This window comes from Micromonospora sp. NPDC048868 (genome assembly GCF_043198195.1).
Lineage (GTDB): Bacteria > Actinomycetota > Actinomycetes > Mycobacteriales > Micromonosporaceae > Micromonospora > Micromonospora reichwaldensis.
Genome location: NZ_JBICUN010000001.1, coordinates 290,168 through 306,848 on the forward strand (window position 1 = coordinate 290,168; position 16,681 = coordinate 306,848).

The 16,681-nt window shown below is 74.1% G+C and carries 14 protein-coding genes; 6 read left to right on the forward strand and 8 right to left on the reverse strand.

Annotated elements, in window-relative coordinates; all coding sequences use genetic code 11:
* Positions 1-65: 65 nt before the first annotated feature.
* The 5 genes from ACGFNF_RS01335 to glnA all read right to left on the reverse strand — a co-directional run bounded on the left by ACGFNF_RS01335 (position 66) and on the right by glnA (position 6,557).
* The gene (locus tag ACGFNF_RS01335; RefSeq protein WP_393164981.1) at positions 66-443 is read right to left on the reverse strand and encodes a VOC family protein; all 378 of its coding nucleotides are present in this window, start codon (positions 441-443) and stop codon (positions 66-68) included.
* Between the two features lie 102 nt (positions 444-545).
* Entirely contained in the window at positions 546-3,872 is a 3,327-nt protein-coding gene (locus tag ACGFNF_RS01340) for an NACHT domain-containing protein (RefSeq protein ID WP_393164983.1), read from the reverse strand.
* 71 nt (positions 3,873-3,943) lie between these two features.
* Positions 3,944-4,639, reverse strand: coding sequence for a WYL domain-containing protein (locus ACGFNF_RS01345; RefSeq protein WP_357580243.1), 696 nt, complete (start codon positions 4,637-4,639; stop codon positions 3,944-3,946).
* 35 nt (positions 4,640-4,674) lie between these two features.
* Entirely contained in the window at positions 4,675-5,100 is a 426-nt protein-coding gene (locus tag ACGFNF_RS01350) for a DUF350 domain-containing protein (RefSeq protein WP_393164985.1), read from the reverse strand.
* Between the two features lie 107 nt (positions 5,101-5,207).
* Positions 5,208-6,557, reverse strand: coding sequence for a type I glutamate--ammonia ligase (gene glnA / locus ACGFNF_RS01355; RefSeq protein WP_393164987.1), 1,350 nt, complete (start codon positions 6,555-6,557; stop codon positions 5,208-5,210).
* A 186-nt stretch (positions 6,558-6,743) separates the two neighbouring features.
* Between glnA and ACGFNF_RS01360 the strand changes: the two genes are divergently transcribed.
* The gene (locus ACGFNF_RS01360; protein ID WP_393164989.1) at positions 6,744-8,504 is read left to right on the forward strand and encodes an NAD+ synthase; all 1,761 of its coding nucleotides are present in this window, start codon (positions 6,744-6,746) and stop codon (positions 8,502-8,504) included.
* 135 nt (positions 8,505-8,639) lie between these two features.
* Positions 8,640-9,485 (forward strand): 3-methyl-2-oxobutanoate hydroxymethyltransferase, encoded by an 846-nt coding sequence (gene panB / locus ACGFNF_RS01365; protein WP_393164991.1) that lies wholly within the window; start codon positions 8,640-8,642, stop codon positions 9,483-9,485.
* A gap of 49 nt (positions 9,486-9,534) precedes the next feature.
* Here panB and ACGFNF_RS01370 read toward each other — a convergent pair whose 3' ends face one another.
* From ACGFNF_RS01370 to ACGFNF_RS01380, 3 genes are all read right to left on the reverse strand, one after another.
* Entirely contained in the window at positions 9,535-9,978 is a 444-nt protein-coding gene (locus tag ACGFNF_RS01370; RefSeq protein ID WP_393164993.1) for a VOC family protein, read from the reverse strand.
* A gap of 214 nt (positions 9,979-10,192) precedes the next feature.
* Positions 10,193-10,891 (reverse strand): NADPH-dependent F420 reductase, encoded by a 699-nt coding sequence (gene npdG / locus ACGFNF_RS01375; RefSeq protein WP_393164995.1) that lies wholly within the window; start codon positions 10,889-10,891, stop codon positions 10,193-10,195.
* 143 nt (positions 10,892-11,034) lie between these two features.
* Complete coding sequence (locus tag ACGFNF_RS01380; protein WP_393164997.1) at positions 11,035-12,468, reverse strand: RNB domain-containing ribonuclease; 1,434 nt, start codon at positions 12,466-12,468, stop codon at positions 11,035-11,037.
* A gap of 25 nt (positions 12,469-12,493) precedes the next feature.
* Here ACGFNF_RS01380 and ACGFNF_RS01385 point away from each other — a divergent pair, with 25 nt between their 5' ends.
* From ACGFNF_RS01385 to ACGFNF_RS01400, 4 genes are all read left to right on the forward strand, one after another.
* Positions 12,494-13,699: a hypothetical protein gene (locus ACGFNF_RS01385; protein ID WP_393164999.1), complete on the forward strand. Its 1,206-nt coding sequence runs from the start codon at positions 12,494-12,496 to the stop codon at positions 13,697-13,699.
* Between the two features lie 366 nt (positions 13,700-14,065).
* Entirely contained in the window at positions 14,066-15,337 is a 1,272-nt protein-coding gene (locus ACGFNF_RS01390) for a M48 family metallopeptidase (protein WP_393165001.1), read from the forward strand.
* A gap of 45 nt (positions 15,338-15,382) precedes the next feature.
* Complete coding sequence (locus ACGFNF_RS01395) at positions 15,383-15,880, forward strand: NUDIX domain-containing protein (protein ID WP_393165003.1); 498 nt, start codon at positions 15,383-15,385, stop codon at positions 15,878-15,880.
* Positions 15,873-16,673: a nucleotidyltransferase domain-containing protein gene (locus ACGFNF_RS01400; protein WP_393165004.1), complete on the forward strand. Its 801-nt coding sequence runs from the start codon at positions 15,873-15,875 to the stop codon at positions 16,671-16,673. Before ACGFNF_RS01395 ends, ACGFNF_RS01400 begins: the two co-directional genes overlap by 8 nt.
* Positions 16,674-16,681 lie beyond the last annotated feature (8 nt).

Below are 16,681 nucleotides of genomic sequence, written 5' to 3' on the forward strand. Positions count from 1 at the left end.
CCCGGCGACCCGGCCGGGGCGGACGGCGACCCGGCCGGGGCGGACGGCGACCCGGCCGGTCTTGCTCAGGCCCCCGGGGGCGGGGCGTAGACGCCGAAGTGGTTGCCGACCGGGTCGGCCAGGTGGGCGAAGGTGAGCCCGTTGTCGTTGGACCTCGGCGGCACCAGCACCTTGCCGCCCGCCGCCTCCGCCCGCCGGGCGGCGTCAACCACGTCGGCCACCTGCACGTAGAAGATGGCGTAGTTCGGGCTCGCCCCGCCGGTGTCCCGGATCGCGCCCTGGATGGAACCCGCTGGCCCCGCCTCCGTCACCCGGTACGACGCCTCCGGCGTCCCCTGCTCGCCGAACGCCCAGCCGAACAGGTCGGTGTAGAAGCGCCCGGTCTCCTCCGGCCGGTCCGTGCCGACCTCGAACCAGTTGACCCCGCTGGTGATCGTGGACATGTGTCGCCTCCCGTTCGCGCGCCGGCCCTTCGGCCGGCGCCGTCAGGAGTCAGCCTCCGCCCCGTCCGCGACACCGTCCTGTCGGTGTTTGCGACCAGACCGCTACTCGGACGGGTCGGTAACCGGAATCAACCGGTCGACCAGGTCGGGGCGACGCGATCCGTGGCGGGCGCGGAAACTCGCCGCTTCGGCCACCGATACCGGGTACCGCCGCAGGCCCGCCTCGTACGTGCGGACGACCAACTCCGCGGTGTCGGTGTCGAGCCAGCCGAGCGGACTGCCGCCAGCGGCGGCGTACCACTGGGCGCCGGCGATCAGGCGGTCGGCCTGTTCAGCCAGCCTGACGTCGGTCTCCCGGTCGCGGCCGAGGAAGGCAAGAACGCAGCGGGCGGCCGACGCCAGCAGGGAGCCGACGAGCGTCACGTCCTGTTGGAGAAGACACAGCACATCGGCGACGAACGCGGCGGACAACCCGGGATCGGTCGAGATCCGATCCAGCACGAACTCCGCCACCGGCAGCTGCGGTGTCTCGTCCGGCTCCTCCACGGTGGCCAGCAGGCGTTGGTAGGCCCGCTCCCGCTCCCGAGCCGTCGTGCCGAGGATCGGGAGAAGCGACACGTCGAGCAGGAGCCGGGCTTCCGACCGGTCGCCGTCCGTGAAGGTCCAGAAGCCGTCGAGCGCGTCGAGCGGATCCCCCAGCGGTCCCAGCGCGTGCAGCGCCGTGTCGAGATTCGGGTCGCACTCGAAGTGCGCGGTCCGAGCGAACAGGGCGAAGTCCGTCCCGGTCGTCAGGTAGTAACTCGCCGCGTCCTCCACGGGGCTGTCGTCCCTGGAGCCGCTGATGAACCACCTGGGGTCGCCCGCCGGCGGCGGCGACTCGTCCTGACCTTCCTCGATGGAGAGGAGCAGATCCCGTCGCGTTCCCATCCACGCCCGCTCGACCCGCACCGCGCCCAACAGGCCGGCGTACTCGCTGTCGCTGAGCTGGGAACGCCAGAAGAGAGCCAGTCGGTTCCACCCGGACACGACGTCGCCGCTGTCCAGGGGGAGTTCGCTTCCCCGCAGTTGCCCGCTCGCGGCGAGCAGCAGCACGAGCAGGTTCACGCCGTACACGGCGTGGCGCTTCGGAACCGACAACTGCCGAGGCTCATACGACTCGAAGTGGCGAGCCGGTCGCCGGCCGGTCGCCGCCCGGAACAGGCGCAGCAGCATGTCGACCACGGCGTCCCGCCGGCTTCCGCCCCACGACGTCATGATCTCGGTGAGGAAGGTGACGATCGGGGTGCGTCCGGTCAGTGTCGCGAAGGACAGCAGGGCGTGCAGCGGATCGTCGTCCGTCGGCGTGGCCCCCAGCAGGGCGCTCGCCTCCCGGGCCGCCAGGTCGTCCAGCACCAGCGTGGTCGTCCGGGCGATCAGGAACTCACCGAAGGTGGCGTGCAGGAACTCGTAGGTGCTGGCCCGGGTCTGGTCCCGCATCGCCTGTGAGCGGTGCACGAAGAAGAAGCGGCCCAGGACGATCTCGGCGGGTCGCAGCGGGGTACGCAGGTGTCCGTCGGTCGTGACGGCCGCCGGACGGCTGCCCAGGAACGGCAGCGCGGCGAGATCCGACTCGAAGTCGTTCTCGGTGACCCACTGGACGCCCCGGTTGAACATGCCGAACGCCACGATCGACAACCTGCGCAGCTCGTCCTCCGTCGCCCGGTCCAGGTCCCGCTCGGACAGGCCCGGCCGGTGCTTCATGACCTCGCGGCGGGCGAAGCTGCGCAACAGGCGCTCGTAGAGCTCGCCCCGGCGCAGCTCGCCGGCCGATCGCAGGTCGTTGCCCTCGGCGTCGTAGAGCGCCAGCATCAGCAGCAACAGCGGCTGTTCGGCCAGCTCACGGTGGGCCAGCACCGTCGCCGGCTCCAGCGGCTGCACGCCGAGCGCGCGGAACGCCCCGTCGTTGACCCGGTTCCAGGTGGCAGTCCAGGCCCGTACCCGCTCGCCGTCGAACGGTTCCAGCCGTACGGCCACCGTGCCGGGCGGCGGCTGTGCCCGGTCGGCGACGCTGGTACGGCTGGTCACCAGCACCGCCACCGGACGCCCCTGGTCGGCCTCGCGCCGTTGGAAGGCCGCCACCCGGCGCAGGTAGTCGGTCTGGCTGACCCCGGTGGCCTGGAGCAGCTCGTCGAAGCCGTCGAGCAGCACGACCGGCAGGGCGTCGCCGGCCGACCTGGACAGGCCGGGCCAGTCCACCCTCTCTCCGGTGTCGTTACGGACCGCCTGCTCGATCTGGTCCTGGAGCTCCCCGGCGGCGTGGACGTCCCGCAGCACCACCCGCACCACCATGAAGTCGGCAACCGGCAGCTGCGCGGCGAGGACCCGGGTCAGCACGGACTTGCCGGAGCCCGGCTGGCCGAGCACCAGCAGCGGGGCGCGGGTGGCGTTCGGCGAGGTGAGGTGCACGACCAGGGACTGCCACAGGTCGTCACGCAACGGCCGCCCGTCCCACCACGCCTCGTCGCTCGGTCGCGCGTGGGCGGGCAACTCCTCGATCCGGCACAGCGGCGGCACGTACGCCTCGCCGAGCGTCGGCACCGTCAGCCCGGCCGGCACCTCCCCGGACGAGATGATCGGCCGTCCCAACTCCGCGGTGTACGCCACGGCGAGCGCCGCCCGACGGCCGTCGGGTGGGCCTCCCGCGGAGAGGGCGACCAGGGCCTGCCGCATCTCGTCCAGCCCCACCGAGAGGGCACGCACCTGCGTCCGGGTCGCCTCGTGCTCGTGCAGGCCGATCCAGAACGACACCTCGACGTAGTCCACCGCGAGCTGGGTCAGCAGGTCGCGGTGCCGGTCGGCGGCGGCCATGGGCAGCCGGAGCAGCACCTTCTCCGTCGCCTGCCGCCGCCACTCGTCGACGGCCTCCCACACGGCCAGGCCGTGCAGGAGCTGTTGCAGCCGGCCGACGAGCCCGCCGTAGTAGGCGACCAGGGCACGGCGGAACGCGGGATAGGGCAGTTGCGGGCCAGGCAGCGGCGCCGCGGTGGCGAAGAACGCGTCGGTGAGGGCCGCCTCGTGCACCGCTCCTGAGCCGGCCAACGACAACTGCTCGGCCTTGCTGATCCGGGCGCTCGCCACGTCGAAGGGCAGGTCGATCTCGCTCAGCACCTCGAAGAAGGCGGTCACCGCGATGACGGCGTGCGCCGCCTCCAGGCGCTGCGTGCGGTCGTACCGGGACAGCCCGGAGCGCTTCTCGGACATGCCGCGTACCAGCTCGTGGCCGAGCCGGACGAACTCCGCCTTCGCGTCGAAGATCCCCAGCAGCGCCGGCACCGGCACCGAGGCGGCCAGCAGGGCTCCTCCGGTCAGCTTGTCGAACCAGTCGACGACCCTGCTCTTCTCCCCGCCGAGCAGGCGAACGGCGTCGGCGTAGCTGAGCGCGTCGGGCACGTGGTGACCTCCTGCGGGGAACATGCGGAAGAGACAGCATGCCGTGCACGGGAGGGCCGCGCTGTCCCGGCTCAGACCAGGCTGAGCCTGCGGATCCGCTCCTGGGGGATGTCGATGTCGTCGGCGGACAGCTCGCGCTCCGGCACCCGCTCGGCGAGGGTCGTGACCGAGGTGATCCGGTCGACGCGGAAGGCACGGATGCCGGCCCGCAGCCGGCACCAGCCCAGCAGGTACCAGTGTCGGGGATTGCCGAGATAGCCCAGCGGCTCCACGTCGCGCAGCGAGCCGGCACCCGAGCGGTCGGCGTAGCGCAGGCGCAGCACGCGTCGCGCGCGCACCGCGTCGGCGACGGCGGCCGGGACGGGCGTCACCGGGCCGTCGCCGATCAGGTGCACCCGGGCGGCGAGCCGGTGCGCCTCGGCGGCGTCGGCGGCCGGCATCACGGAGATCAGCTTGCGCAGGGCGGTGCCGGCCGCGGCGGCGAACGGCGTGCCACGCATCCGGTGCAACGCCACCGCCATGGCGACCGCCTCGACGGGGGTGAGGTTGACCGGCGGCAGGGTGCGGGCCCGGTCGAGCGCATAGCCGCCGGTGCGGCCCGGCTCGGCCCAGATCGGCACGCCCGACTCCTGGAGGGCGCCGATGTCGCGCTCGATGGTGCGGCTGCTCACCTCGAAGCGGGCGGCGAGCCAGCGGGCGCTGCGCGGCCGTGGCGACACGGCGCGCAGCTCCTCGACCAGGGCGTAGAGACGGTCCGTCCGGTTCACCCCCGCAACCTACGACGGGGGTGTGACGGGACAGGTCAGGCGATGCAGGCGCAGACGATCAGCGCGGCGCCGAAGTGCGTGGCGGCGCTGACCCGCGCCGCCGGGTGCGGCTCGTCCGAGCAGATGATCTCGCCGAGCTTGCCGGGGGTGAGCAGGTCCAGCACGAAGAACGCCAGCGCCATGATGACCAGCCCGACCAGGCCGAAGACGAGGGTCGAGGCGAGCCCCTTGGCGAAGTCGCTGTAGCTGGTCAGGATCGCGGTGAACACGATCCCGGCGATGCCGAGCTGGTTGGCGGCGAGCAGCAGCGCGGCGTTGCCGTTGCGCCGTACCCAGATCAGCTCCCGCAGCTTGCCCGGGGTGAGCATGTCGACCAGCCCGAACCCGGCCGCCATCAGGGCCACCCCGACGACCCCGAACACGACGCTCTGCCAGGCTCCGCTGAGCAGGTCTTCCAGCACCGACTGCCTCCCGAACTCTGCGCCCGGCGGGGATGCCGGCGCGGTGACCGAGACGATAGCGGCACCGCGCCAGCAGCGGGAGCCCGCTCCGGCTCCGGGAGGCGGGCCTACAGCGACAGGTATCGCTGCCGCTCGTAGGGGGTGACCTCGCGGCGGTACTGCTCCCACTCGGCCCGCTTGTTGCGCAGGAAGAAGTCGAAGACGTGCTCGCCCAGCACCTCGGCGACCAGTTCGGAGCCGGCCATCACGTCGATCGCCTCGGACAGGTTCTCCGGCAGCGGCTCGTAGCCCATCGCCCGCCGCTCGGCGCTGGTCAACGACCACACGTCGTCCTCGGCGCCCGGCGGCAGCTCGTAGCCCTCCTCGATGCCCTTCATCCCGGCGCCGAGCAGCACCGCGAAGGCCAGGTAGGGGTTGGCCGCCGAGTCCGGCGAGCGGACCTCCACCCGGGCGGAGTTCGGCTTGCCGTAGGCGGGGACCCGGACCAGCGCGGACCGGTTCAGGTGACCCCAGCAGACGTACGCGGGGCTCTCGGTCACCCGGTCCGGCAACGCCTGCGGGAACAGCCGCTTGTAGGAGTTGACCCACTGGTTGGTGACGGCCGTGTACTCCCGGGCGTGCACCAGCAGCCCGGCGATGAACGCCCGGGCCACCTTGGACAGCTTCATCGGGTCGCCGGCGTCGTGGAACGCGTTGTGCTCCCCCTCGAACAGCGACAGGTGGGTGTGCATGCCGCTGCCCGGCTGGTCGGTGAACGGCTTCGGCATGAAGGTGGCCTGCACGCCGGTGGAGAGCGCCACCTCCTTGACCACGTGCCGGAAGGTCATGATGTTGTCGGCCGTGGTGAGCGCGTCGGCGTAGCGCAGGTCGATCTCCTGCTGGCCCGGGGCCACCTCGTGGTGGCTGAACTCCACGGAGATGCCGATCCGCTCCAGCGCCAGCACGCCCTGCCGGCGGAAGTCGCGGGCCACCGCGTGGGTGGTGTGCTCGAAGTAGCCGCCGGTGTCGACCGGGACCGGCACCGAGCCGTCCAGCGGGCCGTTCTCCAGCAGGAAGAACTCGATCTCGGGGTGGGTGTAGAAGGTGAACCCCTTCTCGGCGGCCTTGGACAGCGCCCGGCGCAGCACATGCCGCGGGTCGGCCCAGGACGGGCCGCCGTCGGGCAGCAGGATGTCGCAGAACATCCGGGCGCTCTCGCCGCTGACCCCGCCCTCGAACGGGAAGACCTGGAAGGTGGTCGGGTCGGGCATGGCCACCATGTCGGACTCGAAGACCCGGGCGAAGCCCTCGATCGCCGAGCCGTCGAACCCGATGCCCTCCTCGAAGGCCGCCTCCAGCTCGGCGGGGGCCACCGACACGCTCTTGAGCGTGCCCAGCACGTCGGTGAACCACAGCCGGACGAACCGGATGTCCCGCTCTTCCAGCGTACGGAGGACGAACTCCTGCTGACGGTCCACTTCCACCCCTCGCGACACCGTTGCGCACCTGCGACCGGGGTCGACCCGGCCTGACCGACCAGTCTCCACCCGCCTCGTTACGCCGACGTTACGCGACCGGCCGGCGGGCGTCCCGCCGTGTCCCGCGGCTGTCGTCGTCGCCCCGCCCCGCGTGTCGGGCCCGAACGGCTGGGGCAAGATGAGGACATGCCCACCCTGCGTCTCGCCCTGTGCCAGGTCAACCCGACCGTCGGCGACCTCGCCGGCAACTCCGGCCTGGTCCGTGACTGGACCCGCCGGGCCGCCGACGCCGGCGCCCAGGTCGTCGCGTTCCCGGAGATGATGCTGACCGGCTATCCGGTCGAGGACCTGGTCTTCCGCCGGTCCTTCGTCGCCGCGTCGAAGGCCGCGCTGGAACGCCTCGCCGCCGACCTCGACGCCGACGGGTCGGGTGACCTGCCGGTGCTGGTCGGCTACCTGGACGCCGACGGCCCGCCGCAGGTGAGCGGCGACGCCGAGCCCGGCCGCGGCGCCCGCAACGCGGCGGCCCTGCTGCACCACGGTCGGATCGTCGCCACCTACTTCAAGCACCACCTGCCCAACTACGGCGTCTTCGACGAGGACCGCTACTTCGTCTCCGGCGACGCGCTGAGCGTCGTCCGCGTCGGCGGGGTGGACGTGGCGCTGACCATCTGCGAGGACCTGTGGCAGGCCGGCGGTCCGTTCGCCGCCGCCCGCCAGGCCGGGGTCGGCCTGGTCCTCTGCGTCAACGGCTCGCCGTACGAGCTGAACAAGGACGACGTCCGGCTGCCGCTGGTCCGCCGCCGGGCCGCCGAGGCCGGGGCGACGATCGCGTACGTCAACATGGTCGGCGGGCAGGACGAGCTGGTCTTCGAGGGCGACTCGATGATCGTGGCCGCCGACGGCACGCTGCTCGCCCGGGCCCCGCAGTTCGTCGAGCACCTGCTGGTGCACGACGTGGAGCTGCCCGCCGCCGGCGAGCCGGCCGCCCCGGAGCAGGAGCTGGCGGACGGGATGCGCGTGGTGCGGACGGAGGCCGGGGACATCCCGCCGGCGCCCGCCGGCCCCGCCGCCACGGGCGGGACGATCGCCCCGGTCGCCGACGAGGCCGAGGTGTGGCAGGCGCTCGTGCTGGGCCTGCGCGACTACGTCAACAAGAACCGGTTCCCCTCGGTGGTGCTCGGCCTCTCCGGCGGCATCGACTCGGCGGTGGTGGCCGCGCTCGCCGTCGACGCGCTCGGGCCCGACCGGGTGGTCGGCGTCTCGCTGCCCAGCCAGCACTCCTCCGAGCACAGCCGGGAGGACGCGGCCGACCTGGCGAAGCGGACCGGGCTGGACTACCGGGTCGAGCCGATCCAGCCGATGGTGGACACCTTCCTGGCGAACATGTCGCTCTCCGGGGTCTCCGTGGAGAACCTCCAGGCGCGCGTACGCGGGGTGATCCTGATGGCGCTGTCGAACCAGGAGGGGCACCTGGTGCTGACCACCGGCAACAAGAGCGAGCTGGCGGTCGGCTACTCCACCCTCTACGGCGACTCGGTCGGCGGCTTCAACCCGGTCAAGGACGTCTGGAAGACGCTTGTCTGGCGGCTGGCGAAGTGGCGCAACGCCGATGCCGCCCGCCGGGGCGAGACCCCGCCCATCCCGGAGAACTCCATCGGCAAGCCGCCGAGCGCCGAGCTGAGCCCGGGCCAGCTCGACAGCGACACGCTGCCCGACTACGACGTGCTGGACCCGATCCTGATCGGCTACGTCGACGGTGACCTGGGCCGCGACGGGCTGGTCGCGTCCGGCCACGACCCGGCCGTCGTCGACCGGGTGCTGCGGATGGTGGATACCGCCGAGTACAAGCGCCGCCAGTCCGCGCCGGGCGCGAAGATCTCGATGAAGGCCTTCGGGCGGGACCGGCGGCTGCCGATCACGAACCGGTGGCGCGAGGACGGCTGAGCCGGGTCGCTCCCGGGCCGGCAGCGGTCCGGGAGTGACATCCTCCACTGCGCTCTGCCGCCGGCCGGTCGTCGGGTGCGACGATCGCGGCGGAACCCGGGGACCGCGCACGCGGCCTCGAGGAAGGAGACAGTCATGGTGGAGTCCACCCCGTCCGAGGTGACCGCCCTCTACGGCGGCCCGGCCACCCGGCGGGTACGCACCCGCGACCTGATCGCCGCCAAGGAGCGCGGCGAGCGGTGGCCGATGCTCACCTCGTACGACCAGTACACCGCCTCGATCTTCGACCAGGCCGGCATCCCGGTGCTGCTGGTCGGCGACTCGGCGGCCAACAACGTCTTCGGCTACGAGACCACGGTCCCGGTGACCGCCGAGGAGCTGCTCCCGCTGGTCCGCGCGGTGGTCCGGGCGACCCGGCACGCGCTGGTCGTCGGCGACCTGCCGTTCGGCTCCTACGAGGAGGGCCCCACGCAGGCGCTGCGTACCGCCGTGCGGTTCATGAAGGAGGGCGGCTGCCACGCCGTCAAGCTGGAGGGCGGCCGGCGCTGCGCGGCGCAGATCGCCGCCATCACCGGCGCCGGCATCCCCGTGATGGCGCACATCGGCTTCACCCCGCAGAGCGAGCACGCCATCGGCGGCTACCGGGTACAGGGGCGCGGCGACACGGCCGACGACGTGATCGCCGACGCCCGGGCGGTGGCCGAGGCGGGCGCCTTCGCCGTGGTGCTGGAGATGGTGCCGGGGCAGGTGGCCAAGCGGATCACGGCGGAGCTGCCGATCCCGACCGTGGGCATCGGCGCCGGCGCGGACACCGACGCCCAGGTGCTGGTCTGGCAGGACATGTCCGGCCTGCGTACCGGCAGGGCCCCGCGCTTCGTGAAGCGCTACGCCGACCTGGCGGGCGCCCTGACCGACGCGACCCGGCGCTTCGCCGACGAGGTCCGCGGCGGCGACTTCCCCGCCGAGGAACACACCTTCTGATCCGTCAGACGGGCGGTGCGACCCTGCGGGCCGCACCGCCCGCCGGGGCTCACACCACGCAGAACTCGTTGCCCTCCGGGTCAGCGAGCTGCACCGCGTAGGTGCCGTCCTCCGGAACGTCCGTCGAGCTCAACACCCGCGCTCCCAGCCCCGTCAGGCGGGCGACCTCCGCGTCCACCCGACGGCGGCGCTCCGCCAGTGGCACCGACCGGCCCCCGCCCACCATCAGGTCGATGTGCAACCGGTTCTTGATCGATTTCGGCTCGGGCACCGGCTGGAACCAGATCCGCGGCCCGGCCCCGCTCGGGTCCTCCAGCCGGTCGACGACATCGCCCTCGCCGAGCTCCTCCGGGGGCACGCCGGCCGCCAGGTACCAGTCGCGCCAGGTCGTGTGCCCGTCCGGCGGAGGCTGGGGGCGGTAGCGCAGCGCCTCCGCCCAGAACGCCACCAGCCGGGCCGGTTCCGCACAGTCGATCGTCAGGTGCCAGATCATGCCCCGATACTGCCCCGAGGGTACGACCGGACGCGGGCACCACTTCACCTGCCGGCCATCACACCCAGCTCGGCCCGGCGGTCTCCCCCGGCGGCCCCGCTCACCGCCACGCTCCGCCCGAGATCTTGGTACGGGACGGCCCTTCTGGGGGCCGTCTCCCACCAAGATCTCGGGCGAACGGGCCAAGTCGGGGCGGGCCGGCGAAGGCGGGCACTCAGAGGTCGGTGACGCGGATGCCGGCGTGCGCCTTGTAGCGCTTGTTGATGGCGATCAGGTTGGCGGTGAACGCCTCGATCTGGTGGGCGTTGCGCAGCCGGCCGGCGTAGATGCCGCGCATGCCGGGGATCCGGGCGGCCAGCGCGGCGACCACGCCGACCAGCTCGCGGTCCTCGGTGCAGATCAGCACGTCGAGGTCGATCCGCTCGATCTCCGGGTCGGCGAGCAGCGGGGCGCTGACGTGGTTGAACGCGGCGCAGACCCGGGAGTCGGGCAGCAGCGCGGCGGCCTGCTGCACGGCGCTGCCCTCGGCGACCGTGAGGGCGTACGGGCCCTGCTTGTCGAAGCCCAGCGGGTTCACGCAGTCGACGACGATCTTGCCGGCGAGCGGCTCGGCGAGCGCGGCGACGGTGGCGGCGTGCCCGTCCCACGGCACCGCGATGATGACCACGTCGCTGCGCCGGGCCACCTCCTCGTTGCCGCCGCCGGCCACCGGTGCCCCGGCGGGCACGCCGGGCAGGGCCGCGATCTCCTCGGCGGACTGGACGGCCCGCTCGGCGGTACGGGACCCGATCAGCACGGACTGGCCGGCCCGGGCGAACCGGTAGGCGAGACCCCTCCCCTGGTCGCCCGTGCCGCCGATGATGCCGACGGTCAGCCCGGACACGTCGGGCAGCGTGCTCGCGTCGTAAGCCATGCCGCCATCCTCGCAAACCCGCAGGCCGGCGGCACCGGCGGGCGCTGTGACAATCCCCGCTGCCGCCGACGGTGCCGGGGCATCCGCCGGCGGGACCGGGCCCGCCCGGCAGCCATCACGCAGAGGTGGGCGGGCCGGCGGGATCAGGCCAGTTCGAAGGCCACCGCGCGGGTGGCGGGGTCGGCGGTGACCAGGCGGACCCGCACCCGCTCGCCGAGCGGCAGCTCGCCGAGGCAGCGGGCCCGCACCGGCGGTTCGTCCAGCGCCACGGTGCCGCCGGGCCGACGGCCCGGGCGGGCCTTGCCGTCCGGGGCCGCGTCGACGTCCAGCACCGCCGCGTCGAAGGTCTCCCCCACCCGGTGCTCCAGCAGCACCGCCTCGGCCAGCTCGATCGCGCCCCGGGTGGCCGCCGAGGCGGTCCGGTCGGTCGCGGCCATCACCTCGGGCAGCCGGGGCAGCGCCGCGCGGGCCCAGTCGGGCACCGCCCGGCCCTCGTGCAGGGCCAGGCAGACCTCCGTGGCGTACCTGTCGGCCAGTCGCCGCAGCGGCGCCGTGACATGGGCGTACGCGGCCGCGACCCCGCCGTGCTCCCGCTGCTCGGGCGGCGCGCCGTCGAAGGCCGTGTACGCGGCGCCCCGCATCAGCTCAGCCGCCTGGTCCACGAAGGCGGCGGCCCGGGGCTGCGACGGGTCCAGCCCGGCGATCACCTCGCCGGGGCCGGCGCCGTCCGGCCAGTGCACGCCCAGCGGGGCGGCGGCGGCCCGCAGCCGCGCCACCGCCTCGGGCTTCGGCGCCGGCATCGTACGCAGCAGGCCGATGCCGCCGGCGAGCATGATGTCGGCGGCGGCCATCCCGGTCAGCAGCGAGATCTGGGCGTTGTGCTCCTCCATCGGCACCGGCCCGCGCAGCACCAGCCGCCAGCCGTCGCCGTCGGCCTCGACGTCCTGCTCGGGCAGCGGCAGGTTGATCGCTCCCCGGCGCAGCCCGCGCGCGGTGAGCAGGACCCCGATCTCGGGCAGCAGGGCAATGGCGTCGGGCAGCCGGCCGGCGTCGGCGGCCGCCTGGACGCCGACGTAGTCCAGCTTGGCCCGGCTGCGCACCAGCGCGCGTTCGAGCGTGACCCCGACGGTGCCGCCGTCGCCGTCCAGGTCGATCGTCCACAGCACGGCGGCCCGGTCGACGTCCGGCAGGAGGCTGGCCGCGCCCTCGCTGAGGGTCTCGGGGTGCAACGGCACGGTGCCGTCGGGCAGGTAGACGGTCTGCCCGCGCCGCCAGGTCTCCTCCTCCAGCGCGCCGCCGGGACGGACGTGCGCGGCGACGTCGGCGATCGCGTACGACACCCGGTAGCCGCCACCGGGTCGGCGGGCGAGGTGCATCGCCTGGTCCAGGTCGCGCGAACCGGCGGGGTCCACGGTGACGAACGGGACGTCGGTGCGGTCGGCGGCGGGCCGGGGCGGCGCGGCCGCCGCGGCGTCGGCCTCGCGCTGCGCCTCGGCCGGGAACCCCTCGGGCAGTCCCAGTTCGCGGCGCAGCGCGCCGAAGTCGATGCGGGGTGCGAGTACGCGTCGGATCACCACGGGGTCAATCCTGACAGTGTGGCGGATGATCCGCTTCCCGGCGAGTGCCGATCATCCGCGTCGCGGTCAGCCGGTCGCCCTGCGCGCGCTCGCCCGTACGCCCCGGGGGGCGGTGGCCCGGGCCGCGGTCGTCGGGGCGGGCGCCTTGCGGGCGGTGACCTTCTTTGCCGGCGCCCTGGCGACGGTGACCTTCTTCGCCGGGGCCCGGGCGACGGCCGTCTTCTTCGCCGGGGCCTTCTTCGCCGCCGCCTTGCGGGTGGTGGCCGAGGAGGTCGCGGTGGCCTTGTTGGCGGGGGCCTTCGTCGCGACGGCCTTGCGGGCGCCGCCGGTGGGCCGGGTCGCGGCCGTCTTCCTCGCCGCCGCCGTCGTCTTCTTCGCCGCCGTCGTCTTCTTCGCCGCCGTCGTCGTCTTGGCGGTGGCCTTCTTCGCCGGGGCCTTCGCCGCCGTCGTGGTCTTCTTCGCCGCCTGCCGAGCCGCCGTGGTGGTCTTCTTCGCCGCCGAGGTGACCTTGCGGGCGGGGGCGGTGCCGCTGGCGGTGGCCTTCTTCGCCGGCGCGGTGGCCTTCCTCGCCGTGGTGGCGGCCTTCGTCGCCGCCTGCCGGGCCGGCGTCTTCGCCGAGGTCGTCTTCTTCGCCGCCGTGCTCCTGGCCGCCGCCGTCGTCCGCTTCGCCGCGCCGGGCGCCTTCTTCGCGGCGGTGGCGGTCGTCTTCTTCGCCGCGGCCGTCGTCTTCTTCGCCGCGGTGGCGACCCTGGTCGCCGCCCTCTTCGCGGGAGCCTTCGCGGCGGGAGCCTTCTTCGCGGGAGCCGTCGCAGCTGAAGCCTTCGCAGCGGCGGGAGCCTTCGCGGCGGCGGGAGCCTTCGCAGCGGCGGGGGTCTTCTTCGCCGGGGCCCGTCCCGCGCCGCCGGTCGCCTTGCTGGCCGGTGCCTTCTTCGCCGCCGTGGACGTGGCGGACGGGCGCACGGTCCGCGCCGTGCCCGCGGTCCGTTCCGCCGCGGCGGTCTTCCTGGCGGTCGTACGTCTGGCGGCCGGGCGGGTGGTGGCCTGCTGTGCTTCGGCCATCTCGGTTCCCTTCCTGGGGACGTGCTCTCGCCCTCGCGGAGCACCACGTGCCTCGGCGCGGGCCGTCCCGCGCCGCCTATCTGTCCTCCCCGGCCCAGCGGGCGTCCTCGGCCTCCCACGCGTCGTTGCGCTCCCGCACCGTCTGCAGGGCGTTCTCCGCGTCGCTGGCTGAGGCGTACGGCCCCAGAACGTGCCTGGCGGGGCACACGTCGGCGTCGGTCTCGACCCGGTGGTGCCGGGTGCACCAGTAGAAGTGCCCACCGCTTCCGCTGTCGCTCATGGGATCACTGTGCACCGCGAACCACCCGGCCGCCACCGGAACACCACAAGTCGCCGATGTTCTCCACAGTAGACGTGCCCCCGCCGTCAAGGGCTGGAACTGCGAAAACAGGGCTGGTCGGGGGTACGGCGCCCGCCCCGTCGGCCCGCAAGGGGTCACCCGCCGCGCGGCAGCCGCCGGCGGTCGCACCCGCGTCCGGTGGGCATCGGCTGAACAGCCGGTTCCGGCGGGTGGCCGCCGTGGGCAGGATCGGGCGTCGTGATCGACACGATGTCTGCTACAGACTGCCCGAGGTGCGGGTCCGGCACGGTGTCGCTGGGCGACGCCACGCCCTGGTGCCTCGACTGCGAGTGGAACCTCGACGCGTACGACCACCGCCGGCGGCGCCCCGAGTTCGGCTGGGCGTGGGTGGACAGGTGGACGTACCGGCTCGCGTTCCGGACGACCCGCAGCCAGTACACCCGACTCGTCGGGCGACCGCTCGACGCGAACGGGCGGGGGCGCGCCGGGCTGCTGACCGCCGCCGCGTCGCTGGTGCTGATCGCCGGGGTGGGCGCGCTCGCGGCCACCGGCATCTGGCTGCTCGTGGCGTTCCCGTTCCCGAACCTGGCGGTCCTGCCCGGCGTCGCGCTGCTCGGCCTGGCGGTGGCGCTGCGGCCCAGGTTCGGCCGGCTCGACCCGGACCTGGAGGTCGTCACCCGGGAGCGGGCACCGCAACTGCACGCACTGATCGACGAGGTGGCGGCAGCGGTGGGCGCGCCCGTGCCGGACGTCGTCGGGGTGGACGGCGACCTGAACGCGTACGCGGGGCTGGTCGGGGTGCGCCGGCGGCGGGTGCTCTGCCTGGGGCTGCCGTACTTCGGTGTGCTCGGCCCGCAGGAGCGGGTGGCGCTGCTCGGCCACGAGTTGGGCCACTTCGTCAACGGCGACCCCCGGCGGATGCTGCTCAGCCAGCCCGCCTTCACCATGCTCGGCTCGGCGGCGGACCTGGTCCGCCCGGTGGACACCGTCTCCGCCGTCGGTCTGGTGGAGATGGTCGGCGAGGCACTGGGCAAGGCGTTCGGCTGGGTGCTGTCCCGGCTGCTGTTCGGCGCGCACCTGGTCCTGCTCAGCGTCGCGCTGCGGGACAGTCAGCGCGCCGAGTACCTGGCCGACGAGCTGTCGGCCCGGGTGGCCGGGTCGGCCGGCGCGACCGGCCTGCTGGACGTCGCGCTGGCGAGCGGGTCGACGGCGCTCGCAGTACGCCGGGAGGCACGGGCCGGGCACGGCGCGGACCGTTGGCGGGCGGCGGCGGCCGAGGCCCGGGCGGCGGCGGCCGACCGGCTGCCGCGGCTGCGTCAACTCTCCGTCCGCGACGAGGCGTCGCTCTTCTCCAGCCATCCGCCCACCGGGCTGCGGCGGCGGATGCTGGAGAGCCGGCCCACGCGCGAAGCGGCGGTGGTGCTCACCGAGGAGCGGATGGCCCGCATCGACGCCGAGTTGGCCAGGGAGTACGCCCGGGTGGCCCGGGAGATCAGCCTGTCGGGGTGACGCGGGGCGATCCGCCGGACGGGGGGGGCGGGTTAGGGTCGCCGGATGGGCGTTCCCGACCACATCCTGCGGCTGCGCGAGCGCGTCGGCCATGACCTGCTCCTGCTGCCGAGCGTGAGCGCGGTGGTGCGCAACGACGCCGGCGAGCTCCTGCTCGGCAGGCGCGCCGACGACGGGCGCTGGTCGGTGGTCAGCGGCATCGTCGAGCCGGGCGAGCAGCCGGCCACGGCGGTGGTCCGCGAGGTGCGGGAGGAGACGGGCCTGGAGGTCGAGCCGGTCCGCCTGAGCAGCGTCGTGTCGCGCCCGCGGACCTACCCCAACGGCGACCGGTGCGAGTTCCTCAACCTCGGCTTCCACTGCCGGCTGGTCGCCGGCACCGCCCGGGTCAACGACGACGAGTCGGTGGCCGTGGAGTGGTTCCCGCCGGACCGGCTGCCCGCGCTGGACCGGCACGCGCGGCTGACCATCGCGCACGCCCTCGGCCCGGAGACGACCGCGTGGTTCCTGCCCGCGGGGACGGCCTGGGCCGAGTCCGATGACTGACCTCGACCCGCCCCTGCGCCGCTACCTCGCCGACCTGGTCGCCACCGCCCGCGACGTGCTCGGCGACGACCTCGTCGGGGCGTACGCGGCCGGCTCGGTCGGGCTGGGCGCGTACCAGCCGGGGCGCAGCGACGTGGACGTCGCGCTGGTCTGCGCCGACGCCCTCGACCTCGGGCGCCGGCGGGAGCTGGTGGCGCGGCTGCGGCACGAGGCGTTGCCGTGCCCCGCGCGCGGGCTGGAGCTGGTCGTGTATCGCCGGGCGGTCGCCCGCTCCGGCACGCCGGAACCCGGGTTCGAGGTCGAGCTGAACACCGGGGCGCGGATGCCGTTCCGGGCGACGTGGGCCGCCGCCGACCGTCCCGCCGAGGACGGCCTGTTCTGGTACGGCCTGGACCGCAGCATCCTGCACCAGTGCGGGTACGCGCTGCTCGGGCCGCCGGCCGCCGAGGCCTTCGCCGACCTCTCCCCCGCCGACCTGCGCCGCCTGCTGACCGACGCGCTGCGCTGGTGGCTGGCCCTGCCGACCCCGCCCGGCGACGGCCCCGCCCCCGGGGCCGAGGACGCGGTGCTCGGTGGCTGCCGCTCCTTGGTCAAGGTCCGGCACGGCGTCTGGCTGTCGAAGGTCGACGCCGGCCACCGGCTGGCCGCCGACGGCCGGCGGGCCGACCCGATCGGCGGTGGGGCCGCCGGCCTGATCGAACGGTCGATCGCAGCGCGGGCCGGCGGGCCGCCGCCGAGCGGTCCCGAGGCCCGCACCTTCCAACGCCGCGTCCTGGACGAGATCAGCCGCTGACGGGCTCC